Below are 23,262 nucleotides of genomic sequence, written 5' to 3' on the forward strand. Positions count from 1 at the left end.
TGGGGAGCGACCCTTGTCCGACGCCGCATTCACCGTCATCGACCTCGGCGGCACCACGCTGCGCACCGCCCGCTACGGGGTGGGCGAGGACGCCGTCACCGACGTCCGGCGGGTGCCGACGGACGGGATAGCCGGGCACCCGGAGCTGCCGGTGGACGAGCTGCAGACCCGGGTGCTGGAGCAGGTCGCCGCGTTCGCCGCCGAGGCGGTCGAGCGGCACGGCAGCAGCGCCGTCGCCGTCGCCTTCGCCGGGCCGGTCACCGCGGACGGCCGGGCGCTGGCCGCGCCGACCGTGTGGGGCGGTCCGGGCGCGCAGGTGGCGGTGCGGGAACGGCTGGAGGAGCGGCTGGGCCTGCCGGTCGTCGTGGTCAACGACCTGACGGCGGCGGTCTGGCGGTACGTGGAGCCCGCGGACGACCAGCCGTTCTGCCTGATCACGGTGAGCTCCGGGATCGGCAACAAGGTCTTCCGGGCGGGCGAGGTGCTGCTCGACAGCGAGGGCCACGGCGGCGAGATCGGCCACTGGACGGTCGACCCGTCCCCGGACGCGGCCCCCTGCGACTGCGGCGGCCGCGGCCACCTGGGCGCGATCGCCTCCGGGCGCGGCGCGCTGGCCGCCGCCCGCCGCGCCGCGCTGGCCGACCCGGACGGCTACGCCCGCTCCGCCCTGGCGGCCGCCGCCCCCGAGCCCGAACTGCTCGACAACCACGCCCTGGTGGCCGCCGTCCGGGCCGGGGACGGCTTCGCGACCGAGGCGCTGCGCGGCGGGTTCACCGCGCTGGCCTCGGCGATCACCGCGATGTTCACCTCGATCGGCATCCGCCGCTACGTGCTGATCGGCGGCTTCGCGCTCGCGGTCGGGCCGCGCTACGCCGAGCTGCTGACCGCCGAGCTGGAGCGCTTGGGCTGCTTCGGCCTGAGCGCCGAGGAGATCCGCCGGATGGTGGTGCTCGGCGTCGCGGACGACGACTCCGGCCTGATCGGCGCCGGTCGCCTGCTGGCCGCCCGCGACGCCGCGGCCGTCAGGGCCTAGTAGCGGCCGCCGCTCTCGGCGAGGGCGACCAGCGAGGCGGGCGGGGTGAAGCGTTCGCCGTAGACGGCGGCGAGTTGGCGGGCCCGGGCGGTGAAGCCGGCCGGGCCGCCGGGGTAGCCGTTGACGTACTGGAGGACGCCGCCGGTCCAGGCGGGGAAGCCGATGCCGAGGATGGAGCCGATGTTGGCGTCGGCGACCGAGGTGAGGACGTCCTCGTCGAGGCAGCGGATCGAGTCGAGCGCCTCGCTGAACAGCATCCGCTCCTTCATGTCCTCGAACGGGATCTCCGCGCCCTCGCGCGCGAAGTGCTCGCGCAGGCCGGGCCAGAGCCGGGTGCGGCGGCCGTCGACGTACTCGTAGAAGCCGGCGCCGCCGCTGCGGCCGGGGCGGTCGAACTCGTCGAGCATCCGGTCCAGGACGGCCTCGCCGGGGTGGCCGGTCCAGCTGCCGCCGGCCTCCTCGACGGCGCGGCGGGCCTCGTTGCGGATCTTGCGGGGCAGGGTGAGGGTGAGTTCGTCGAGCAGGGCGAGGACCTTGGCGGGGTAGCCGGCCTGGGCGGCGGCCTGCTCGACGGAGGACGGGTCGAGGCCCTCGCCGATCATCGCGACGCCCTCGTTGAGGAACTGGCCGATCACCCGGGAGGTGAAGAAGCCGCGGGAGTCGTTGACCACGATCGGGGTCTTGCGGATCTGCCGGACCAGGTCGAAGGCCCGGGCGAGGGCCTCGTCGCCGGTGCCCGGGCCGCGGATGATCTCGACCAGCGGCATCTTGTCGACGGGCGAGAAGAAGTGCAGGCCGATGAAGTCGGCGGGCCGCTCGACGCCTTCGGCGAGCAGGCCGATCGGCAGGGTGGAGGTGTTGGAGCAGAGCAGCGCGTCGGGGGCGACGACGTGCTGGACCTCCTGGAAGACCTTGTGCTTGAGCTCGGGGTTCTCGAAGACCGCCTCGATGACGGTGTCGCAGCCGGCCAGGTCGGCGGCGTCCGCGGTGGGGGTGATCCGGGCCAGGAACGCGGCGCGCTCCTCGGCGGTGATCCGGCCGCGCGCCACCTGCTTGTCCAACAGGCCCGCGCTGTAGGCCTTTCCGCGTTCGGCGGCCTCGGCGGTGACGTCCTTGAGCAGGACGTCGAGGCCCGCCTTGGCGCAGGAGTACGCGATGCCCGCGCCCATCATGCCCGCGCCCAGCACCGCGACCTTGGCGGCCTTCCGAGTGGGCACCGAACTCGGCCGGGAGACACCGGAGTTGACGGCCTGCATGTCGAAGAAGAACGCCTTGATCATGTTCTTCGAGGTGGGCCCGCAGGCGAGTTCGGTGAAGTAGCGGGCCTCGATGGCGAACGCGGTGTCCACGTCGACCTGGCTGCTCTCCACCGCCGCGGCCATGATGTTGCGCGGCGCCGGGTAGGGCGCGCCGTTCAGCTGCTTGCGCAGGTTGGCGGGGAAGGCGGGCAGGTTGGCGGCGAGCGCGGGGGTGCTGGGCGTGCCGCCGGGGATCCGGTGGCCCTTGACGTCCCAGGGCTGCAGGCTGGTCGGGTGGGCGGCGACGAAGGCGCGCGCCTTGGCGTCCATCTCCTCGGCGGTGGCGGCGAGTTCGTGCACCAGGCCGTGTTCCAGGGCCTGCGCCGGACGGTACTGCTGGCCCTGCAGGAGGACCTTGAGCAGGGCGTCGGTGATGCCGAGCATCCGCACGGTGCGCACCACGCCGCCGCCGCCGGGCAGCAGGCCGAGGGTGACCTCGGGCAGGCCGATCCTGCTGCCGGGGGCGTCCAGGGCGATCCGGTGGTGGCAGGCGAGGGCGATCTCCAGGCCGCCGCCGAGCGCGGTGCCGTTGATCGCGGCGACCACCGGCTTGCCGAGCGTCTCCAGGCGGCGCAGCGCGCGCTTGATCCGCATCGAGTCGGTGAACACCCGCTCGGCGTCGGCCGGTCCGGCGGCGGAGAGCAGTTTGAGGTCGCCGCCGGCGAAGAAGGTCTTCTTCGCCGAGGTGATGATGACGCCGGTCAACTCCGGTGTGGCGGAGAGCCGTTCGACGGTGGCTTCGAGCGCGTCGGTGAACGCGGCGTTCATGGTGTTGGCGGACTGGGCGGGGTCGTCGAGGACGAGGGTGACCACGCCGTCCTGGTCCTGCTCCCAGCGGATGGGGCTGCTCACGTCGGTCATGTCGTTGAAGTCCTTGGTCGGTTACGTGAGTTGACGGATGGTCAGGCGTTGACGCGCTCGACGACGGTGGCGATGCCCATGCCGCCGCCGACGCACAGGGTGGCCAGGCCGTAGCGCAGGTCGCGGCGTTCCAGCTCGTCGATCAGGGTGCCGATCAGCATCGCGCCGGTCGCGCCGAGCGGGTGGCCGAGCGCGATGGCGCCGCCGTTGACGTTCACCTGGTCGTGCCGGAAGCCGAGTTCGCGCATGAAGCGCAGCGCGACGGCGGCGAACGCCTCGTTGATCTCGACCAGGTCGATGTCGGCGGCGCTCAGCCCGGCCTTGGCGAGCGCCTTGCGGGTGGCGGGGGCCGGGCCGGTGAGCATGATGGTGGGTTCGGAGCCGGAGACCGCGGCGGAGACGATCCGGGCCCGCGGGGTGAGGCCGTAGCGCTCGCCGATCTCCTTCGACCCGATGGCGACCAGCGCGGCGCCGTCCACGATGCCGGAGGAGTTGCCCGCGTGGTGGACGTGGTCGATGGCCTCCACCCAGTGGTACTTCTGCAGCGCGACGGCGTCGAAGCCGCCGAGTTCGCCGATGTCGGCGAAGGACGGCTTCAGCCCGGCCAGCGACTCGACGCTGGTGCCGGGACGGATGAACTCGTCGCGGCCGAGCACCACCAGCCCGTTGCGGTCGCGCACCGGCACCACCGAGCGGTCGAACAGCCCGTCGGCCTGCGCCTTCGCGGCGCGGGCCTGCGACTCGGCGGCGAACGCGTCCACGTCGGTGCGGGACAGGCCCTCGATGGTGGCGATCAGGTCGGCGCCGATGCCCTGCGGGACGAAGCCGGTCTCGTAGGCGGTCATCGGGTCGGCGAACCAGGCGCCGCCGTCGGAGCCCATCTTCACCCGGGACATCGACTCGACGCCGCCCGCCAGGATCAGGTCCTCCCAGCCCGAACGGACCTTCGCCGCGGCCAGGTTGACGGCTTCCAGGCCGGACGCGCAGAAGCGGTTCTCCTGCACGCCGGCGACGGTGTCGGGCAGCCCGGCGGCGATCGCCGCGACCCGGGCGATGTCGGAGCCCTGGTCGCCGATCGGGCTGACCACGCCGAGCACGATGTCGTCGATCGCCGCCGGGTCCAGGGTCGGGAAGCGGCGCCGGAGTTCGTGGATCAGGCCGACCACCAGGTCGATCGGCTTGGTGCCGTGCAGGGAGCCGTTCTGCTTGCCGCGCCCGCGCGGGGTGCGGATCGCGTCGTAGACGTACGCTTCGGTGGTCACGGGTGCGGGTGCCTTTCGGGAGGGAGGGTGCGGCGGGACTGCGGCGGGAGTTCGGCGGGAGCGCGACCGGGTTCGGCCGGACTTCGGCGGGGCTTCGGCGGGACTTCGGCGGGACTTCAGGCGAGGAGGGCGCGGCCGACGATCTCCTTCATGATCTCGGTGGTGCCGCCGTAGATGGTCTGGACACGCCCGTCGGTGAACGCCCGGGCGACCGCGCTGTCACGCATGTAGCCGGAGCCGCCGTGCAGTTGCAGGCAGCGGTCGGCGGCGCGCTTCTGCAGTTCGGTGGCCCACCACTTGGCCATCGAGGCGTCCACCGGGGTCAGCGCGTACCGGTTGTGCTCCAGCACGCAGCGGTCCACGAAGGTGCGGGTGACCGCGCACTCGGTGGCCAGTTCGGCGATCTCGAACCGGACGTGCTGCAGCTTGGCCAGCGGCCGGCCGAACGCGGTGCGCCGCTTGACGTACTCGACGGTCTCCGCGAGGACGGCCTCGGCGGCGGCGATCGCGGCCACCGCGATGGCCAGCCGCTCCTGGGCCAGGTTGCGCATCAGGTACTGGAAGCCCAGGTGCTCCTCCCCCAGCAGGTTGGCCTTCGGGACGCGCACCTCGTGAAAGAACAACTCGGCGGTGTCCTGGGCGTGTTGGCCGATCTTGTCGAGGTTGCGGCCGCGTTCGAAGCCCGGCGTGCCGCGCTCGACCACCAGCAGGCTCAGGCCGTGCGCGCCGCCCTCGGCGGTGGTCCTCGCGACCACCACGACCAGGTCGGCCAGGATGCCGTTGGAGATGAAGGTCTTGGCGCCGTTCAACAGGTAGTGGTCGCCCGCGTCGACCGCGGTGGTGCGGATCGCCTGCAGGTCGGAGCCGGTCTCCGGTTCGGTCATCGCGATCGCGGTGATCAGCTCGCCGGAGCAGAAGCCGGGCAGCCAGCGCCGCTTCTGCTCCTCGGTGCCCAGGCCGGTCAGGTACGGGCCGATGACGTCGTTGTGCAGGCCGACGGCCAGGCCGCCGGCCCCGGCCCGGACGAACTCCTCGGCCAGCACGGCGGCGAACCGGAAGTCGGGGCTGCCCCCGCCGCCGTACCGCTCGTCCACGGCCAGGCCGAGCAGCCCGGCCCGGCCGGCGGCCAGCCAGGCGGAGCGGTCGACGACGCCCTGCCGCTCCCAGCGGGCGTGGTGCGGGGTGACCTCCTTGGCGAGGAAGGCCCGGACGGTGGTGCGGAAGTCCTCGTGCTCCTCGGTGTAGAGCTCGCGCTGCACGGGCTGGTCCCTTCAGGAGGCGGGCGGGGCAGGGGAGTTCGGGGCGGGGGAGTTCGGGGCAGGGGGGTTCGGGGCCGGTGACTCCGGGAGGGGGACGGCCCAGTCGCGGGCCACCTCGGCGGTGTGCGCGCCGGGCCGGGCGGGCGGGGTGCGCAGCGCGCCGGGGGTGGCGGAGAAGCGCGGGGCGGGGGCGGGCTGGCGGGTGCCGCCGTGCTCGGGGTAGCTGCCGCGGGCGGCCAGGTGCGGGTGCTCGGCGGCCTGACGGAGGGTCAGGACCGGTGCCACGCAGGCGTCGTGGCCCTCGAACAGGGCGGTCCACTCGGCCTGGGTGCGGGTGGCGAAGCGGGCCGCCAGGGTCTGCCGCAGTTCGGGCCAGCGCGCCGGGTCGTACTGGTCGGGGGCGTCCGGGCCGAGTTCCAGCAGGCGGGCGAACTCGGCGTAGAAGCGCGGCTCCAGCGGGCCGACGGCCATCCAGCGGCCGTCCGAGGTGCGGTAGGTGCCGTACCAGGGGGCGCCGCCGTCCAGCAGGTTGCTGCCGCGCCGCTCCTGCCAGAGCCCGGCGTCCAGCAGGCCCCACAGCATGGTGGTCAGGTGCGCGGCGCCGTCCACGATCGCGGCGTCCACCACCTGGCCGGTGCCGGTGGCGCGGGCGTGGTGCAGGGCGGCGAGCAGGCCGACCACCAGGTAGAGCGAGCCGCCCGCGTAGTCGCCGAGCAGGTTGGCGGGGATCGCCGGGGGCCCGTCGGGCGGACCGATCAGGCCGAGCAGGCCGGAGGTCGCCAGGTAGGTGACGTCGTGCCCGGCGCGTTCGGCGAGCGGCCCGTCCTGGCCCCAGCCGGTCATCCGGCCGTACACCAGCGCCGGGTTGCGGGCCAGGCAGGCGTCCGGGCCGACGCCGAGGCGTTCGGCGACGCCGGGGCGCCAGCCCTCGATCAGCAGGTCGGCGCGGGCGGCCAGGTCGCGGACGGCGGCGGCGCCCGCGTCCGTCTTCAGGTCGACCAGGACGGAGCGCTTGTTGCGGTTGGTCAGGTCGCGCGCCGGGTCGGGCCCGAGGCCCTGCCCGCCGGGCCGGTCCACCCGCACCACGTCCGCCCCGAGGTCGGCGAGCAGCATCGCGGCGAACGGGCCGGGCCCGATGCCCGCGAGCTCCAGCACCCGGACCCCGGCGAGGGGGCCGGCGGGGGGTGTTGCGGAGGTCATCGGCGACCGCCTCCCAGGTTTGACAGTGAAGCTGTCACAGTGGCGATGATAGGGACGTGACTCGCCGGTAACAAGAGCCCGGCGGCAGTGCGCGCGACACGGCGGCGACCCGCGGACGGCGCGCCGCGCGTGCCCGATCACGCGTGCCCGATCATGGGGGTGGACCGATCGACCGGGAGGGCCCCGCGGACATGGACAGCATCGACAGCCTCGACACCGCCGTACTGGACGACCCCGTCGGCGCCTCGCTGGGCGGCGCCCACGCGCACCTGGCCCGGCGGCACGGGCAGGCGGTGCGCTACGACCCGGAGGTGGCGAGCTTCAGCAGCGTCGGCACCGCGCCCGGGCCCGGGGCCTGGGACGACCTGACCGGGCTGCTCGGGGCCGGGGAGTTCGCCGACCTGTTCAGCTGCCCGGCGCTGCCGCCCGCCCACTGGAAGACCGAATTCGTGCTGGACGGGCACCAGTTGGTGCAGCGGGAACCCGTCCGCCCGGCACTGCCCGGCGGACTGCGGGTGGTCGAACTCGGCGCCGCCGACGTGCCCGAGATGCTGGCCCTGGTGGAGCGCACCCGCCCCGGCCCGTTCCGGCCGCGCACCCGCGAACTCGGCACCTACCTGGGCGTCCGCGACCCCCGCGACCCGGACGGCGCGCTGCTCGCGATGGCCGGCGAACGGCTGCGCCCGCCCGGCTTCACCGAGGTCTCCGCCGTCTGCACCGCCCCCGAGGCCCGCGGCCGCGGCCTGGCCGCCCACCTGGTCGGCGAACTCGCCGCCCGGATCACCGCCCGCGGCGAACGGCCGTTCCTGCACGTCGCCGCCGCCAACACCGGTGCGCGCGCCCTCTACGAGCGGCTCGGCTTCGTCCGCCGCGCCGACGTGGTCTTCCGCGGCTTCCGCACCCCCTGACCGCCGCCCCGGCCGCACCCCCCCTGACCGCCGCCGCACCGGGTGCCCGCCCGCCGCGCGTTGACGCCCGGCGGGCCGCGGCGGAGGCTGGAGGGGAACGCGAGGCCGGGGGGAGCGAGGCGCACCGGCCGCCCGCGCGCCGGTGCGCGCCCGGAAGGTGAACCGCCATGCAGAACCACTGGCTCGTCGACCTGAACTTCGACGAGGACGACTCCCGCACCACCTGCACCGCCGCGCTCAGCGGCTTCAGCGCCCCCGGCGCCCGCGGCACCGGGACGGCCCGGCGCAACCCGGACGACGAGGCCGACACCGCGATCGGCGAGGAACTCGCCGCCGCCCGCGCCTGCAACGACCTCGCCCGGCAGCTGATCGGGCGCGCCGCGACCGGCATCGAGGGCCACACCCACACCCCCGCGCAGCTGTCCTTCTGAGCCCGCGGGCGGGCGCGCACCACCCCCGACCGGTGATCTTTTCCGACCGTCGAACCGGCGGGTAGAGTGCGGCGACCTGTCGTGCCCACGGGGGGCACCGCCGAAACGAACGTCCGGTGACCGCATGACCGTCTGGACCCGACCCGCCACCTGGTGGCGCAGCGCCATCGTCCTGTCCGCGTTCCTGGGGATCTTCCTCAGCAACAGCTCGCTGGTGTACTTCACCATCCAGAGCAACGTGATCGTGCTCGGCTACTTCCTGGCCGCGATCTACTGGACGGCCAGGCGCGACACCGCCGACGCCCCCGCGCCCCGGCTGCGCGGCGCCGCCGTCCTGTACATCACCATCACCGGCATCGTCGCGCACGTCCTGCTCAACCACGGCGAGAACCCGCTCCCCGGTCTGACCTCAGGCGACGTGGTCCAGCACTGGTCCAGCTTCTTCCTGCACTACACCACCCCGGTCCTGGTCCTCGGCGAGTGGCTGCTGTTCTCCCCCCGCAACGCCTCCCGCTGGCGCGACCTGCCGCTGTGGCTCTCCTACCCCCTCGGCTACGCCCTGCTGACCGAGGCCCGCGCCGTCCTGCTCCCGCACTTCCCGGTCCGCTACCCCTACTTCTTCCTCGACCCCACCGAGAAGGGCTACGCCTGGGTCGGCCTCCAGATGGTCGAACTCGTCGCCGAGTTCGCCGTCCTGGGCGCCCTGGTCATCGGCCTGGACCGCCTCGGCACCAGGCTCCGCCGCACCCCGGCCCCGAAGCCCGCCGGGGTCTGACGGCCCGCCCGCCGTCCCGCCCGCTTCCCGCCCCGTCCACCCGCCGGTGGGCGGGGCGGTGCCGTCAGCGGGTGGAGCCCATCCGCCTGGAGACGCGGGCGGCGGTGGCGGCGACCACGGGGCCGAGTTCGCGGGCGCGGGCGGCGGTGATGCGGGAGGTGAGGGCGGAGGTGGAGATGGCGCCGATGACGGTGTTGTTGTGGTCGAAGACGGGGGCGGCGATGCAGCGGACCTCGGGTTCGTTCTCGCGGTCGTCGACGGCGTAGCCGCGGGTGCGGATCCGGGTGAGGTCGGTGCGCAGGGCGGCGGCGGAGGTGAGGGTGCGGGTGGTGATCGCGGGCAGGCCGGCGGCGACGACGGCGGCGAGGGCCTCCTCGGGCATCCAGGCGAGCATGGCCTTGCCGACGGCGGTGCAGTACATGGGGGCGCGGCTGCCGATCCGGGAGGCCATCCGGACGGCGGTCTCGTTCTCGACCTTGTCGACGTAGACCACGTACGGGGTGTCGGGGACGCACAGGTGGACGGTGCCGCCGACCTCGCGCATCAGCTGGTGGGCCTCCTCGGAGGCGGCGGTGCGCAGGTCGAGGGTGGCGAGGTAGGCCTGGCCGAGCTGGAGGGCGCCGGGGCCGAGCCGGAAGTGGCCGGTGTCGCGGTCGCGGGCGAGGAGCTGGGCGTCGACCAGCGGGGCGGCCAGCCGCAGCACGGTGGACTTGGACATCTCCAGGCCGTCGGCGAGCGCGGTGAGGCTGAGGTCGGTGCCGGCCGCCGCGTGGTCCCGGACGTGTTCGAGCACCGCGAGGGCGCGGCGCAGCGACGCGGACTGGTTGCGTTCCGGCCGGCCCTCGGCGGGTCGGCTCTCGGCGGCGGTGCTGGTCATGGGGTGTGACGCTACGGCGGGGAGGGCCCCGGTGCCAGTTCCGCAGCACATCGTTTTGCAGTGCAGAACTTTCGCGGTCTGCTCTTGTCGCCGTGCCCGGCGAGTTTCTAACGTCCCGCTCACACCGATCCCCCACTGCATGTCCCGGTTCGTCCCGGGGTGCGCAGGTGCGTCCCGCTGCGGCGAGGAGATGACGTTGAGCATGAAGAAGCTGGCCCGTGGTGCCGCCCTTGCCGTGCTGGCCGGCACCGTGGCCACGGCCTGTGCGCCGGGCACCGCGAAGACCGCGACGTCCGCGGACAAGCAGACCGGCACCGTGAAGGTGTGGCTGTACGACGAGGCGAACCGGGCGCCCAAGGAGCAGGTGGTGGCGCAGGCCGTCGCCGACTTCAAGGCCAAGCACGCGGGCGTCGAGGTCGAGGTCTCGTACATCCCGACCGACGCCGGTCCGCGCGCCGAGAAGATGAAGGGCGCGTTCAACGACCCGTCCTCGGCCCCGGACGTGGTGGAGTTCGGCAACACCGACCTGTTCGGCTACACCGCCTCGGGCGGCCTGGCCGACATCACCTCCGACCTGGCCGGCTGGGAGGAGGGCAAGGACCTGCCGCAGGACCTGAAGGACACCGCGGTGGTCGACGGCAAGACGTACGGCCTGCCGTGGTGGCTGGGCGTGCGCGCGCTGTACTACCGCACCGACGTGTTCACCGAGCTGGGCCTGCAGGCGCCGACCAGCTACGCCGAGCTGAAGTCGGCGGCGGAGAAGGTCCGGGCCGCGCACGGCGACCTGCTGGGCATCGCGGTCGGCGGCAAGTACACCTTCGGCGCGCTGCCGTTCGTGTGGGCCAACGGCGGCGACCTGGCGACGGCGAGCGGCTCGGCGTACACCTCGGCGATCGACTCGGCGCAGTCGCAGGCGGGCGTGAAGGCGTACACCGACCTGTTCACGGACGCGATCTGCCCGGCGCAGCAGTGCGCCGACCTGACCGGCGGCAAGACCGTGGAGGCGTTCGCGGCGGGCAAGGCCGGCATGGCGATCCTGCCGAACTCCTCGCGCAGCGCGGTGGAGGCGGGCGCGGCGGCCGGCAAGTACGCGATCGTGCCGCTGCCGGGCGCCGAGGCCGGGAAGATCGCCCCGGCGTTCTCCGGCGGCAACGACCTGGGCGTGATGAAGTCGACCCAGCACCGCAGCCTGGCGGTCGACTTCATGAAGGAGCTGGCCTCCGAGAAGAACCAGCTGGCGCTGTTCGACGCGATGGGCAACCTGCCGACGCTGTCCTCGGCGCGCGCCGAGGTGGTGCAGAAGCAGCCGTGGCTGAAGCCGTTCACGGACACCATCGAGGCCGGCACCAAGTTCGTCCCGAAGGACGCCGCCTGGGCCAAGATCGACGCCCAGAACGTGGTGCCGACGATGCTGCAGAAGGTCATCACCGGCAAGTCCGACGTGGCCGGTGCCACCAAGGAGGCCGCGGCCGCGATGAACACCTCGTTCAGCGGCAAGTAGCCGTCGGTCCGTAGCGAAGAAGAAGCGGAAGTTGTCGATGCCTGCCACGACCGTCACCGCCCGGGCGGACCACGGGGACTCCACCCCGGTCCGCCCGGCGGGCGGCGCCCCCGCGAAGGGCCGCCGCCGCACCGGGCCGCTCGCCCGGATCCCCGTCCCGCTGTGGCTGCTGCTGCCGGCCGCCCTGGTGCTGATCCCGCTGTTCGGCTACCCGCTGTACCAGCTGGGCCTGCTGTCGGTGCTGAAGTTCGGGCAGCCGCAGGCGTCGGGCGGAGTGCCGACCGAGTTCGTCGGCCTGTCGAACTACACCGACGTGCTGGGCGACGAGCAGTTCTGGACGGTGCTCGGCCAGACCCTGGCGTTCGCCGCGTTCTGCGTGCTGGCCACCCTGGCGGTCGGCGCGACCTGCGCGGTGCTGCTCACCCGGGTCGGCAAGTGGCCGCGGCTGATGCTGATGTTCGGCGCGCTGGGCGCCTGGGCGGCGCCCGCGATGACCGGCTCCACGGTGTGGATGTTCCTGCTGGACACCAACTCCGGCCTGGTCAACGAGGTCCTCGGCACCCAGGGCCACAACTGGATGTACGACAAGTGGTCGGCGTTCGCGATGGTCGCCGTGGTCGTGGTCTGGCACAGCTTCCCGTTCGTGATGATCACCCTGTACGCGGGCATCCAGGCGATCCCGGACTCCGTCGTCGAGGCCGCCCGGCTGGACGGCGCCGGGACGGTCACGATCTTCCGGAAGATCATGCTGCCGATGCTGCGGCCGCTGCTGGTGATCGTGGTGATCCAGTCGATCATCTGGGACTTCAAGGTCTTCACCCAGATCTACGTGATGACCGGGGGCGGCGGCATCGCCGGCCAGAACCTGGTCCTCAACGTCTACGCCTACCAGAAGGCGTTCGTCGCCGAGAACTACAGCCTGGGCGCCGCGATCGGCGTCCTGATGACGCTGATCCTGCTGGGCGTCACCGCCGTCTACATCCGCAGCCTGCGCCGCTCCGGGGAGGAACTGTGATCAGCAAGCGCGACAACCGGGTGCTGCGGCAGGGGGCGAACACCGCCGCCGTGGTGCTGGCCCTGCTGACGGTGTTCCCGCTGTACTGGATGGTGCTGTCGGCGCTGAAGCCGAAGGGCGAGATCACCTCGGCGCACCCGCGGCCGTGGACGTTCGCGCCGACGCTGGAGAACTTCCGGGGCGCCCTGGGGGTGTCCGGGTTCGGCCGGTACTTCCTGAACAGCCTGGCCGTGGCCGTGGTCGTGGTGGTGGTGTCGGCCGCGATCGCCTTCCTGGCGGCGGTGGCGCTGTCCCGGTTCAAGTTCAGGTTCAGGACCACCATCCTGATCATGTTCCTGGTGGCGCAGATGGTGCCGGTGGAGGCGCTGACCATCCCGCTGTTCTTCCTGGTCCGGGACATCGGATCGGTCGCGCCGGGCTTCGGCCTGTCCTCGCTGGGCTCGCTGATGCTGGTGAACCTGGCGTTCTCGCTGCCGTTCGCGGTGTGGATGCTGCGCGGCTTCGTCGCCGCGGTGCCGGAGTCGCTGGAGGAGGCGGCCCGGATCGACGGGGCGAGCCGGTTCACCATCCTGTGGCGGATCCTGTTCCCGCTGGTCGCCCCCGGCCTGGCGGCGACCAGCGTGTTCTCCTTCATCACGGCGTGGAACGACTTCGTGTTCGCCAAGACCCTGATCCTGGACACCGACCACCAGACGCTGCCGGCCGCGCTGATGGTGTTCTTCAAGCCGGACGAGAACGACTGGGGCGGCATCATGGCCGCCTCGACCCTGATGACGGTGCCGGTGCTGGTCTTCTTCGTGCTGGTCCAGCGGCACATGGTGTCGGGCCTGGGCGGTGCGGTGAAGGACTGACGCCGCCCTCCCCCTTCGCCGCCTGGCGGTCTCAGCCCTCCGGCTGGGCCGCCCAGGCGGCGAACGCGTCGTGGAAGCCGGGGAAGGTCTTGCGCACGCAGCCCGGGTCGTCGAAGGTCGTGCCCGGGGTGCGCAGCCCGGCGACGGCGAAGGACATCACGATCCGGTGGTCGCCGCGGGTCTCGATCTCGACCGGCTTCGGGGTGCCGGGGCGGATCTCGATCCAGTCCCGGCCGGTGGCGACGTCGACGCCCTGGCGGCGCAGGTTCTCCGCGCAGGCGTCGAGCCGGTCGCACTCCTTGATCCGGGTGTTGTAGACGTCCTCGATCCGGATCGGGCCGGAGGCGAACGGGGCGATGGCGGCCAGCGTCGGCATGGTGTCGGAGATGTCGCGCATGTTGACGGTGCCGCCGGTGAGCGTGCCGCCGGTGACGGTGGTGGCGTCGGCGCCGATCTCGACCTTCGCGCCGAGCCGCTCCAGCACCTCGACGAACCTCAGGTCGCCCTGCAGCGCGCCGCGGCCCAGCCCGGGGACGGTCACCTCGCGGCCGGTCAGCGCGGCGGCGGCGAAGAAGTACGAGGCGGTGGAGGCGTCCGGCTCGACCGGGTACCGGGCGGCGGTGTAGCCGCCGGGCGGGACGTCGAACACGTTGCCCTCGCGGGTCACCTCGACGCCGAAGCCGCGCATCATGGCGAGGGTGATCTCGACGTACGGGGCGGAGACCAGGTCGGTGACGTCGATCCGCAGGCCGGTGCGGGTGAGCGGGCCGAGCAGCAGCAGTGCCGTCAGGTACTGCGAGGACAGCCCGGCGTCGAGCGTCACCTCGCCGCCCTCGACGCCCGCCGCGCGGATGCTCAGCGGGTGGTGGCCCTCGGCGCCGTGGTGCTCCAGCTCGACGCCGAGGTCGCGCAGCGCGGTGGTGAGCGGGCCGAGCGGGCGGCGGCGCATCTGCTCGGACGCGTCGAAGTGGAAGGTGCCGTGCCCGGCGGCGGCCAGCGTCGGCAGGAAACGCGCGGTGGTGGCGCCGTCCCGGCAGAACACCGACGCCCCGTCCGCCCCGGGGCCCTGCGGGCGCCCGGTGATCCGCCACTCCCGCTCCGTGCGCTCCACCCGGTAGCCGAGCGCGCCCAGCCCCTCGGCGAAACCCTCGGTGTCGTCCGACACCAGCGGCCGCACCAGCGTCGTCACCCCGTCCGCCGCCGCGGCCAGGAACAGCGCGCGCGCCGTCACCGACTTCGAACCGGGGATCTCGACCAGCGCCACGGCGCACACTCCAGCGGGGAACGACGACAGAACCCCCCGATCCTGCCCTCCCGCCCCCGCCCCGGGCCGACTCGTCCCACTGTGCGGACACCGGAACGGGACGGCGGGGCCGGGAGGGGAGGTCGGTGCGGTCAGCGCGGGTCGGTCGGGTGCAGTTCGCCTCCGTCCCAGTCCAGCCAGCGGGTGATGCCGATCTCGCGGAGGAAGGGGAGGTCGTGGCTGGCGACGATCAGGGTGCCGCGGTAGCCGGCCAGGGCCTGGGTGAGTTGGCGGACGCTGGCGAGGTCGAGGTTGTTGGTGGGTTCGTCGAGCAGCAGGAGCTGCGGGGGCGGGTCGGCGAGCAGCAGGGCGGCCAGCGTGGCCCGGAAGCGTTCGCCGCCGGAGAGGGTGCCGGCCGGCTGGTCGGCGCGGGCGCCGCGGAACAGGAAGCGGGCCAGTCGGGCCCGGATCTCGTTGTCGGTGGCGCCGGGGGCGTGTGCCTTGACGTTCCGGAAGACCGTCTCCCGCTCGTCCAGCACGTCCAACTGCTGCGGGAGGTGGCGCAGTTGGACGGGGGTGGTGACCATGCCCTCGGCGGGGGCGAGGTCGCCGGCGATGGTGCGCAGCAGCGTGCTCTTGCCGGAGCCGTTGCGGCCGGTGAGGGCGATCCGCTCGGGGCCGCGCAGTTCCAGGTCGATCCGGCCGCGGCCGCCGTGGGCCAGGCGGACGCCCTCCAGGGTGAGGACGGTGCGCCCGGCGGGGACGGCGGTGCGGGGCAGGTCGATCCGGATCTCGGCGTCGTCGCGGACGGCCTCCTCGGCGGTGGCCAGCCGTTCCTTGGCCTCGTCGAGGCGTTCGGTGTGCATGCCGCGCAGGCGGCCTGCGGTCTCCTCGCCCTTGCCCTGGAGCTTGTCGGCCAGCGCCTTGGGGTCGTTGCGGCGCACCGAGCGCTGCTTGCCGTAGGCGGCGGACTTGGCGAGCCGCTGGGTGGCCTCGACCAAGTCCCGTTTCTGGCGCTTGACGTCGGCCTCGGCGTTGCGGACGACGCGTTCGGCGGCCTCCTGCTCGGCCTCCAGGGCCTCCTGGTAGGCGCTGAAGTTGCCGCCGTACCAGGTGACCCCGCCGTCCCGCAGGTCGGCGATCTGGTCGACCCGCTCCAGTAGTTCGCGGTCGTGGCTGACCAGCAGCAGCACGCCGGGGAAGGCGGCCACCGCGTCGTACAGCCGGGCCCTGGCCCGGACGTCCAGGTTGTTGGTGGGCTCGTCGAGCAGCAGGACGTCGGGGCGGCGCAGCAGCAGGGCGGCGAGGTGCAGCAGGACGGCCTGGCCGCCGGAGAGTTCGCCGGTGGTGCGGTCGAGGTCGAGTTCGGCGAGGCCGAGGCGGTCGAGGGTGGCGCGGGCGCGCTCCTCGACGTCCCAGTCGTCGCCGATCGCGGTGAAGTGGCGTTCGTCCGCGTCTCCCGACTCGATGGCGTGCAGGGCCTCGCGCCGGGCGCGGATGCCGAGCGTCTCGTCCACCCGCTGTCCGGCGGCGACCGTCAGGTCCTGCGGGAGGTAGGCGAGTTCGCCCGCGACCCGGACGGTGCCGGCGGCCGGGGTGAGTTCGCCGGCGATCAGCCGCAGCAGCGTGGACTTGCCCGCGCCGTTGAGGCCGACCAGACCGGTGCGGCCGGGGCCGACGGCGAGGTGGAAACCGCTCAGCACGGGGCGGCCGTCGGGCCACTCGAAGCCGAGGTCGGTGCAGAGGATCGAGGTGGTGGGTTGCGCCATGAGGGCCTCCTGGAGGTTGCCGCGGAAAGGGGGAGCAACGCGGGAGACACCGGGGGCGCGGGAGTGCGGAGGGCCGTCGCGGGGCCGCCTCCTGCGGAGAGGAGACGGGAGAGTCCGCACGGGAGCCGTGGCGGCTGCCCTGCCGAGGTCGCACTCGCGCCCGCACGCCGACCGACCCGGAAGGGACACGGGTGTGCGGCGTGGCGCGGTGTCTCATGACCTCAGACGAGCAACGGCCTTCTCCAGACGTGCGGGGCTGTAACGTCTCCGAGGTTACGCAGCCCCCCGCGCGCCCCGCAACGGAATTAGGTCCCGTCCTCGCGGGGCCCGCCGCCCGCCCTCGCGGGGCCCGCCGCCCGCCCTCGCCCGCGGGCCGCCCGGCGGGGGTCGGGCGGACGGACGGCGGCGGCGCCGGAAATGCACTCCCCCCCCCGCTGGTCCAATGGCTCGATCACGGAGAGAAGTCGTCCGGACACGTACGGCTTCGGTATATTGCTGTGATCAAAAAAGTAAACGTCTGATGAATATCGCGTGAGAGCATGTCCCCCTCCGGGTACGCACCGTTGCCCGTGAAGTGGGAGGACGCTCGACCCATGGCGCAGACTGACGAGATGTCGGCCGCACCGGAATCCGCACCGGAACCCGATCCGGGAACCGCACCCGGCCGGAAGGCCAAGCCCCGCCGCAAGGGCCGGCGGATCCTCCTGATCAGTGGCGGCGTGGTGCTCGCCCTCGTCCTGGCCGCCGCCGGCACCGGGTTCTGGCTGTACCGGCACCTGGAGAGCAACCTCACCACCGTCGACATCGACAAGACGCTGGGCGAGGACCGCCCGGCCGTGCTGCCGACCGGCGCGCAGGACATCCTGGTGCTCGGCTCGGACTCCCGCAGCGGCGACAACGGCGAGCTGGCGGGCGGCGACGTCGGCGGCACCGCGCGCTCCGACACGGCGATGGTGGTGCACATCCCCGAGGGCCGTGCCAACGCCACCGTGGTGAGCATCCCCCGGGACACCATGGTCGCCCGTCCGGCCTGCACCACGGCCGCCGGCAAGCAGGTGGCCGCCGCGCCCCGGGTGATGTTCAACTCGATCTACACCACGGCGGGTCCGGCCTGCGTGGTGAAGACCGTCGAGACCATGACCGGCCTGCGGATGAACCACTACGTCGAGGTCGACTTCGCCGGCTTCAAGGAGCTGGTGGACGCGATGGGCGGGGTGGAGATCACCACCGACGTCGCGATCGACGACAAGTACAGCGGCCTGCACCTGCCCGCCGGCACCCACGTGCTGGACGGCACCCAGTCGCTCGCCTTCGTCCGCACCCGGCACGGCATCGGCGACGGCAGCGACCTCGGCCGGATCGGCCTGCAGCAGAAGTTCCTGCTCTCGGTGCTGTCCCAGCTCCAGCGCAAGGGCACCCTCTCCAGCCCGACCAAGGCGTACGGCGTGGCGAACGCGGCCACCAAGGCGCTCACCACCGACACCTCGCTGGGGTCGCTCACCGGCCTGCTCGACTTCGCGCAGAGCATGAAGGGCCTCCAGCCGGAGCGGATGAGGACCGTGATGCTCCCGGTCGTCGCCGACCGGATCGACCACAACCGGGTGGTCGCCGACGAGACCCGCGCCCAGCAGCTCTGGCAGGCGCTGCGCGAGGACAAGCCAGTTCCGGCCGCCACCGCCGGCTGACAGAAGAGACGGATTGCGTTCGTGGATGCCTACCGCCCGCGACTGAGCGTCGTCGTGCCCTTCCAGGACGTCGAGGCGTACCTCGCCGAGTGCCTGGAGTCCATCGCCCGGCAGTCGTTCCGCGACTTCGAGGTGATCCTGGTGGACGACGGCTCGACCGACGGTTCCACCGGGATCGCCCGGGCGATGTGCGCCCGCGACCCGCGTTTCCGGCTGATCCGGCAGGACGCGCACGGCCCGGGCCACGCCCGCAACACCGGGCTGCGGGCGATGCACCCGGACGGCGAGTTCCTGGTCTTCGCCGACGGCGACGACGTGGTGCCCGAGCAGGCGTACGAGACGCTGCTGCGCACCCTGGAGGAGTCCGGTTCGGACTTCGTCTCCGGCAACGTGCAGATGATGACCTCCACGAAGAAGTGGCAGTCCCCGCTGCACAAGGCCCCGATGGCCGCCAACCGGCGGGGCACCCACATCACGAAGTACGACAAACTGATCTACGACCGTACGGTGTGGAACAAACTGTTCCGGCGCCGCTTCTGGGACTACTACTTCATCGAGTTCCCCGAGGGCGTCCTCTACGAGGACTCCTGGGTCAACATGTTCGCCCACTTCCGGGCGTCCAAGGTCGACACCATCACCGACGTCGTCTACTACTGGCGCCGCCGCGAGGGCAACGCCGCCCCCTCCATCACCCAGCGGCACCACGAGGTCGACAACCTGCGCGACCGGGTCAACGCCGTCCTCACCGTCAGCCGCTTCCTCGGCCGGCACCGCTCCAGGACCTTCGCCGAGTCCAAGCGCAAGTACGACCTGGCCTGCCTCGCCTCCGACCTGATGCTCCATCTGAAGGCGCTCCCGGACGGCGACGAGGAGTACCGGACCTCCTTCATCACCTGGGCCAACGAGTTCCTGGACGAGGCCGGCGAGGACCTGATCGAGGAACTGCCCGCCGAGGCCCGTGTGAAGTGGCTGCTGGTGCGCCGCCGCAAGCTCCAGGCGCTGCTGGACGTCGTCGAGTTCGAGCGCCGGGGCGGGCCGATGCCGGTCCAGCGCCGCTTCCACCGGTACCTGAAGTACCCGCACCTCGGCGACCGCGGGACCGGCATCGGCCGCAAGGCGTACCGGCTCGGCAAGGAGCTCTCGCTGCACGGCTCGATCGGCGGGGTCCGGTGGGACGGCGACCGGTTGGAGTTCTCCGGCAACGCCTACATCCGCTTCCTGAACGTCCACAAGCGGCACATGTCGATCAAGGCGCTGGCCCTGCGCAACAAGAAGCAGGGCCGGATGCTGCTGGTGCCCGCCCGCACCGTCTACGCGCCGCAGGCCACCGAGCACTCCAACCAGAACCGCTACTGCTACGACTGGTCCGGGTTCAGCGCGAGCTTCGACACCACCCGGCTCAAGCAGAAGGGCCAGTGGGTCGAGGGCACCTGGGACGTCGCCGCCGGAGTGCTCAGCCGCGGCCTGTTCCGCTACCGCGGCCTGGACCGCGGCAGCGCCGGCAGCGCCGCCAACCCGCCCTACCGGTACGTCGACAAGAACACCCGGGTGCTGCCGCTGTTCGTCCAGAACCGGCTCAAGCTCCGCGTCGAGGTGGTCCGCTGCCGGATCACCGGGCACCGCCTGGTCGGCGACCGGCTCGAACTGCGCGGCGTCCACCTGGGCCCGACCGTCCCCACCGGCGGCCAGCTGCGGCTGGTCAGCCTCGGCGGCGCGGGCCGCGCCCAGGCCCCCGTCCACTTCACCCCCGGCGGCGAGGGCTGGTGCACCTTCACCGTCCGCGTCCCGCTGCGCTCCCTGGTGCCCTCGCACCGCGGCCACGGCGGCGGCGACGGCGAGGGGGGCGTCCCGGAGTCCTGGGACCTCGGCGCCAACGGCTGGAAGACCACCTTCCACGTCGCCGGGCGCAAGATGACGATGTACCCCGTGATGGCCGAGGACACCCCCGACGGCCACCACCGCCTCCCCGACGAGCTGCAGACCCCGGAGCGCGACCGGGAGCTCGTGGTGCACCGCAACGGCGCCGGCTACCTCGTCCTGTTCGAGCGCGCCGCCCTCCCGCTGGCGACCCGCTTCGGCTGGGAGGAGGACGGCACCCTGGAGGTCGTCGGCCGCTACCCCGGCCTGCAGCTGCTGCCCGTCGCGGAGCGCCGGCGGCTCCACCTGGTGCTGCGCTCGCGCGCCCAGGGCATCGAGCGCGCCGTCCCGGTCGAGCTGGCCGGCGAGCACTTCCGGGCCCGCTTCGTCCCCGCCCGGATCCGCACCCTGGCCGGCACCGTCCCGCTCGCCGCCGGCCGCTGGGACCTCTTCCTGCGCCGCCAGGACCCGTCCCGCACCGCGCCCGCCGACCTGCTGCCCGACCTGATGCTCAAGCTGGACCAGGAGGCCATCCCCCGGCTCCCGCAGTCCGCGACGGCCGGCGGCCGCGACTACGAGCTCCAGGCCGAGGCGTACGACCGGCTGTCCCTGCTGGTCCACTCCGCGATGCCCGACCACGCCCGCGGCCCCTACCGGCAGAAGCTGCTGCGCACCAAGGCGTACCCCGCCGCCCGCCAGCAGCCCGTCCGGCCGACCGTGCTGTTCGACGCCTTCAAGGGCACCCAGTACTCCGACAGCCCGCGCGCCGTCCACGAGGAACTGGTGCGCCGCGGCGTCGCGCTGGAGCACCTGTGGGTGGTCAAGGACGACCAGGTGGACGTCCCCGACACCGCCCGCGCGGTGCGGATGTGGTCGCCCGAGTGGTACGAGGCGCTCGCCACCAGCCGCTACGTGGTGGCCAACAACCACCTGCCCGACTGGTTCCGCAAGCGGCCCGGCCAGGTCGTCGTGCAGACCTGGCACGGCACCCCGCTGAAGAAGATCGGCCACGACATCGAGGCCGTCCACTTCGCCGACAAGCGGTACCTGGAGCGCCTCGCCGTCGAGGTGGAGAACTGGGACCTGCTGGTCTCCCCGAACTCGTTCTCCACCCCGATCCTGCGCCGCGCCTTCGGCTTCCCCGGCGAGATGGTCGAGTCCGGCTACCCCCGCAACGACGTGCTGCGCCGCCCGGGCACCGAGCGGCTCGCCACCGGGATCCGCCGCCGGATCGGCATCCCCGACGGCAAGCGGGTCGTGCTGTACGCGCCGACCTGGCGCGACGACCAGTACTACGCGCCCGGCCGGTACAAGTTCGACTTCCGGATCGACCTCGACGACGCCCGGGCGCGGCTCGGCGAGGACCACGTGCTGCTGGTCCGCCGCCACCCCAACGTGGTGGACCCGGTGCCGGGCGCCGGCGACGGCTTCGTCTTCGACGTCTCCGACTACCCGGACATGGCCGACCTGTCGCTGATCACCGACGTGATGGTCACCGACTACTCCTCGCTGATGTTCGACTACGTCAACACCGGCCGGCCGATCCTGTTCTTCACCTACGACCTGGAGCACTACCGCGACACCCTGCGCGGCTTCTACTTCGACTTCCAGAGCAGCGCCCCCGGGCCGCTGGTCTTCGACTCCGAGGAGCTGATCTCCTCGATCCGGGACGTGGACCGGATCGAGGAGCGCTACGCCGAGCGCTACCGGCGCTTCCAGGACGCCTTCTGCGACCTGGACGACGGGTACGCCTCGGTCCGCCTGGCGGACCGGATCCTGGTCGCGGGCGGCGACCTGGAGGCGCCCCCGCAGGACCTGTCGGCGCTCCCGCTCGGCAGCCCCCGGCCGGGCTCCCGTTCCTTCCGCGACCTCGACGGGGTCGCGACGACGGCGGAGGAGCCGCCGCGCGACCTCCAGGCAGAACTGCGCAGACGATTGGAATCGGCCCATGGCTGACCAGGCCAAGCACACCCGCCGCATCTTCACCGGTGTGGACACCACGGGCGCCGTCCCGATCGAGTACCGCTTCTCGCACGCCCGCAACGGCAACCGGCACCTGGTCGTGGTGTTCGCCAACTTCACCGCACCGGACGAGTACGGCTGGGGCAACGGCGTCCTGGACAAGGTGCGCGGCAACATCCTGTGGATCCGCGACTTCTTCGAGGGCGCCAACACCTACTACCTGTGCAAGCGGATGGACTTCTCGCTGGAGCGGTCCATCGCGGCGCTGATCGACCGGGTGATGCGGTCGCTGCACCTGACGCCGCAGGACGTCACCGTCTTCGGCAGCTCCAAGGGCGGCAGCGCGGCGCTGTTCTACGGCCTCAAGTACGGCTACGCCAACATCATCGCCAGCGTGCCCCAGTTCCACATCGGCTCCTACGTGCTGGACGGCATCCCCAGCGCGGCCCGGCTGATGATGGGCGAGGTGACCGAGCAGAACGTCGCCGTCCTCGACGCCGTCCTGCCGGACCTGGTGATGGACAGCCCGCACCGGAACGCCAACATCTACCTGATCACCTCCCCGCAGGACGAGCAGTACGTGCGGCAGGTGCAACCGTTCGTCCAGCTCTTCCAGGGCTACTCGAACTTCAACTTCATCTACAACGACTCGGTGCTGATCACCGGCCACGGCAAGGTGACGCTGCGGAACCTGCCCACCATCATGGGCATCCTCAACCTGCTGGTGGACGGCGTGGTGCCGCAGATCGGCCTGATCGCCAACGGCGGTGAGGCCGCGCAGCCCGACCTCACCGCGATCGACCAGTTCCTCAAGGACACCTCGCAGGTCAAGGGCGACGACTTCCCCCGCCCGGTGATCACCTCTCCCCCGGCGGAGGCGGTGCTCCCGCCGGACGGCGTGGCCGTCACCGGCTTCGCGCCGGGCGGCGTGCGGATCAGCATCTGGGAGAACGGCAAGTACGTCGCCTCGGCCCCGGTCGCCGCCGACGGCAGCTGGTCCTGGCAGGCAAACCGGACCTTCAGCGCGGGGCGGCACCTGCTGCGCCTGTTCGCCGCCGACGCCAGCAACGTCCAGAGCGAGCGCTCCGACGTGGTGTTCACCATCGACCCGCAGGCCCCCCGCGTCCAGTACGCCCCCGCCCCCGCCGCGGCGCCGGCGCTGCCCGCGCCGGTGGTCACCGACCCCGTCGACGAGAGCTACGTGGCCGGCCCCGCCGTCCGGCTGACCGGCCGCGCGGACGGCGCCGCGCGGGTCGAACTCGCCATCGGGGAGCGGGTGCTGGGCACCGCCCCCGTCGAGGACGGCCGGTGGAGCTGGCAGCCCGCCTGGGAGTGGCGCGGCGGCGGGCACACCGTCGAGGTCCGGGCGGCCGACGCCGACGGCCGGGTCTCGCCGCCGGGCAGGGTCACCTTCGTGGTGGCGGGCGCGCTCGCCACCAACCCCGTGCTCCGCCAGCGCTACAGCGGCTGACGGT

General features: G+C 72.8%; 17 protein-coding genes. 10 read left to right on the forward strand and 7 right to left on the reverse strand.

Annotated features, from left to right (window positions below; all coding sequences use genetic code 11):
• Window positions 1-13 precede the first annotated feature (13 nt).
• Window positions 14-1,033 carry an ROK family protein gene (locus ACWEO5_RS16655; RefSeq protein ID WP_344550715.1) on the forward strand — a complete coding sequence of 340 codons (1,020 nt, stop codon included), beginning with the start codon at window positions 14-16 and terminating at the stop codon, window positions 1,031-1,033.
• On the opposite strand, the gene ACWEO5_RS16660 is transcribed toward ACWEO5_RS16655, so the two are convergent.
• The 4 genes from ACWEO5_RS16660 to ACWEO5_RS16675 all read right to left on the reverse strand — a co-directional run bounded on the left by ACWEO5_RS16660 (window position 1,030) and on the right by ACWEO5_RS16675 (window position 6,913).
• Window positions 1,030-3,192 carry a 3-hydroxyacyl-CoA dehydrogenase NAD-binding domain-containing protein gene (locus ACWEO5_RS16660; RefSeq protein WP_452163051.1) on the reverse strand — a complete coding sequence of 721 codons (2,163 nt, stop codon included), beginning with the start codon at window positions 3,190-3,192 and terminating at the stop codon, window positions 1,030-1,032. The two genes, ACWEO5_RS16655 and ACWEO5_RS16660, sit on opposite strands and share 4 nt — an antisense overlap.
• A 41-nt stretch (window positions 3,193-3,233) precedes the next feature.
• Window positions 3,234-4,454 (reverse strand): acetyl-CoA C-acetyltransferase, encoded by a 1,221-nt coding sequence (locus ACWEO5_RS16665; RefSeq protein ID WP_344550717.1) that lies wholly within the window; start codon window positions 4,452-4,454, stop codon window positions 3,234-3,236.
• A gap of 116 nt (window positions 4,455-4,570) precedes the next feature.
• Window positions 4,571-5,713, reverse strand: coding sequence for an acyl-CoA dehydrogenase family protein (locus ACWEO5_RS16670; protein WP_452163052.1), 1,143 nt, complete (start codon window positions 5,711-5,713; stop codon window positions 4,571-4,573).
• Window positions 5,714-5,725: 12 nt separating this feature from the next.
• A complete protein-coding gene (locus ACWEO5_RS16675; protein ID WP_452163053.1) occupies window positions 5,726-6,913 on the reverse strand; it encodes a CaiB/BaiF CoA transferase family protein in 1,188 nt (395 codons plus the stop codon).
• A 191-nt stretch (window positions 6,914-7,104) separates the two neighbouring features.
• On the opposite strand from ACWEO5_RS16675, the gene ACWEO5_RS16680 reads away from it, so the two are divergent.
• The 3 genes from ACWEO5_RS16680 (at window position 7,105) to ACWEO5_RS16690 (ending at window position 9,027) form a co-directional block, all read left to right on the forward strand.
• Window positions 7,105-7,821 (forward strand): GNAT family N-acetyltransferase, encoded by a 717-nt coding sequence (locus ACWEO5_RS16680; RefSeq protein WP_452163054.1) that lies wholly within the window; start codon window positions 7,105-7,107, stop codon window positions 7,819-7,821.
• 167 nt (window positions 7,822-7,988) lie between these two features.
• Entirely contained in the window at window positions 7,989-8,252 is a 264-nt protein-coding gene (locus ACWEO5_RS16685) for a DUF1876 domain-containing protein (protein ID WP_452163055.1), read from the forward strand.
• A gap of 124 nt (window positions 8,253-8,376) precedes the next feature.
• Window positions 8,377-9,027, forward strand: coding sequence for a Pr6Pr family membrane protein (locus tag ACWEO5_RS16690; RefSeq protein ID WP_452163056.1), 651 nt, complete (start codon window positions 8,377-8,379; stop codon window positions 9,025-9,027).
• A gap of 64 nt (window positions 9,028-9,091) precedes the next feature.
• Here ACWEO5_RS16690 and ACWEO5_RS16695 read toward each other — a convergent pair whose 3' ends face one another.
• Complete coding sequence (locus tag ACWEO5_RS16695) at window positions 9,092-9,904, reverse strand: IclR family transcriptional regulator (RefSeq protein ID WP_452163057.1); 813 nt, start codon at window positions 9,902-9,904, stop codon at window positions 9,092-9,094.
• A 202-nt stretch (window positions 9,905-10,106) separates the two neighbouring features.
• On the opposite strand from ACWEO5_RS16695, the gene ACWEO5_RS16700 reads away from it, so the two are divergent.
• From ACWEO5_RS16700 to ACWEO5_RS16710, 3 genes are read left to right on the forward strand one after another with little or no spacing between them, the layout of a single operon-like run.
• A complete protein-coding gene (locus ACWEO5_RS16700; RefSeq protein WP_452163081.1) occupies window positions 10,107-11,405 on the forward strand; it encodes an extracellular solute-binding protein in 1,299 nt (432 codons plus the stop codon).
• A gap of 37 nt (window positions 11,406-11,442) precedes the next feature.
• The gene (locus ACWEO5_RS16705) at window positions 11,443-12,420 is read left to right on the forward strand and encodes a carbohydrate ABC transporter permease (RefSeq protein ID WP_452163058.1); all 978 of its coding nucleotides are present in this window, start codon (window positions 11,443-11,445) and stop codon (window positions 12,418-12,420) included.
• Window positions 12,420-13,271, forward strand: a complete 852-nt coding sequence (locus ACWEO5_RS16710; RefSeq protein WP_452163082.1) for a carbohydrate ABC transporter permease — start codon at window positions 12,420-12,422, stop codon at window positions 13,269-13,271. The genes ACWEO5_RS16705 and ACWEO5_RS16710 overlap by 1 nt, the downstream gene beginning before the upstream one ends.
• A gap of 31 nt (window positions 13,272-13,302) precedes the next feature.
• Here the strand turns inward: ACWEO5_RS16710 and aroA are convergent, their stop codons facing one another.
• Window positions 13,303-14,535, reverse strand: coding sequence for a 3-phosphoshikimate 1-carboxyvinyltransferase (aroA, locus tag ACWEO5_RS16715; protein ID WP_452163059.1), 1,233 nt, complete (start codon window positions 14,533-14,535; stop codon window positions 13,303-13,305).
• Between the two features lie 131 nt (window positions 14,536-14,666).
• Complete coding sequence (locus ACWEO5_RS16720) at window positions 14,667-16,283, reverse strand: ABC-F family ATP-binding cassette domain-containing protein (protein ID WP_452163060.1); 1,617 nt, start codon at window positions 16,281-16,283, stop codon at window positions 14,667-14,669.
• A 593-nt stretch (window positions 16,284-16,876) separates the two neighbouring features.
• Between ACWEO5_RS16720 and ACWEO5_RS16725 the strand changes: the two genes are divergently transcribed.
• From ACWEO5_RS16725 to ACWEO5_RS16735, 3 genes are read left to right on the forward strand one after another with little or no spacing between them, the layout of a single operon-like run.
• On the forward strand, window positions 16,877-17,968 hold the full coding sequence (locus ACWEO5_RS16725; protein ID WP_452163061.1) for an LCP family protein: 1,092 nt from the start codon (window positions 16,877-16,879) through the stop codon (window positions 17,966-17,968).
• Between the two features lie 21 nt (window positions 17,969-17,989).
• Complete coding sequence (locus ACWEO5_RS16730) at window positions 17,990-21,781, forward strand: bifunctional glycosyltransferase/CDP-glycerol:glycerophosphate glycerophosphotransferase (protein WP_452163062.1); 3,792 nt, start codon at window positions 17,990-17,992, stop codon at window positions 21,779-21,781.
• Entirely contained in the window at window positions 21,774-23,258 is a 1,485-nt protein-coding gene (locus ACWEO5_RS16735; RefSeq protein ID WP_452163063.1) for a hypothetical protein, read from the forward strand. The genes ACWEO5_RS16730 and ACWEO5_RS16735 overlap by 8 nt, the downstream gene beginning before the upstream one ends.
• The last annotated feature ends 4 nt before the right edge of the window (window positions 23,259-23,262 follow it).

Source organism: Kitasatospora sp. NPDC004272, from assembly GCF_053603035.1.

Excerpts from the sequence above, each read along its gene's own strand:
- ACWEO5_RS16660 (WP_452163051.1), bottom strand. The coding sequence starts at position 3,192 with ATGACCGACGTGAGCAGCCCCATCCGCTGGGAGCAGGACCAGGACGGC.
- ACWEO5_RS16675 (WP_452163053.1), bottom strand. The coding sequence starts at position 6,913 with ATGACCTCCGCAACACCCCCCGCCGGCCCCCTCGCCGGGGTCCGGGTG.
- ACWEO5_RS16680 (WP_452163054.1), top strand. The coding sequence starts at position 7,105 with ATGGACAGCATCGACAGCCTCGACACCGCCGTACTGGACGACCCCGTC.
- ACWEO5_RS16685 (WP_452163055.1), top strand. The coding sequence starts at position 7,989 with ATGCAGAACCACTGGCTCGTCGACCTGAACTTCGACGAGGACGACTCC.
- ACWEO5_RS16690 (WP_452163056.1), top strand. The coding sequence starts at position 8,377 with ATGACCGTCTGGACCCGACCCGCCACCTGGTGGCGCAGCGCCATCGTC.
- ACWEO5_RS16695 (WP_452163057.1), bottom strand. The coding sequence starts at position 9,904 with ATGACCAGCACCGCCGCCGAGAGCCGACCCGCCGAGGGCCGGCCGGAA.
- ACWEO5_RS16700 (WP_452163081.1), top strand. The coding sequence starts at position 10,107 with ATGAAGAAGCTGGCCCGTGGTGCCGCCCTTGCCGTGCTGGCCGGCACC.
- ACWEO5_RS16705 (WP_452163058.1), top strand. The coding sequence starts at position 11,443 with ATGCCTGCCACGACCGTCACCGCCCGGGCGGACCACGGGGACTCCACC.
- ACWEO5_RS16720 (WP_452163060.1), bottom strand. The coding sequence starts at position 16,283 with ATGGCGCAACCCACCACCTCGATCCTCTGCACCGACCTCGGCTTCGAG.
- ACWEO5_RS16725 (WP_452163061.1), top strand. The coding sequence starts at position 16,877 with ATGGCGCAGACTGACGAGATGTCGGCCGCACCGGAATCCGCACCGGAA.
- ACWEO5_RS16735 (WP_452163063.1), top strand. The coding sequence starts at position 21,774 with ATGGCTGACCAGGCCAAGCACACCCGCCGCATCTTCACCGGTGTGGAC.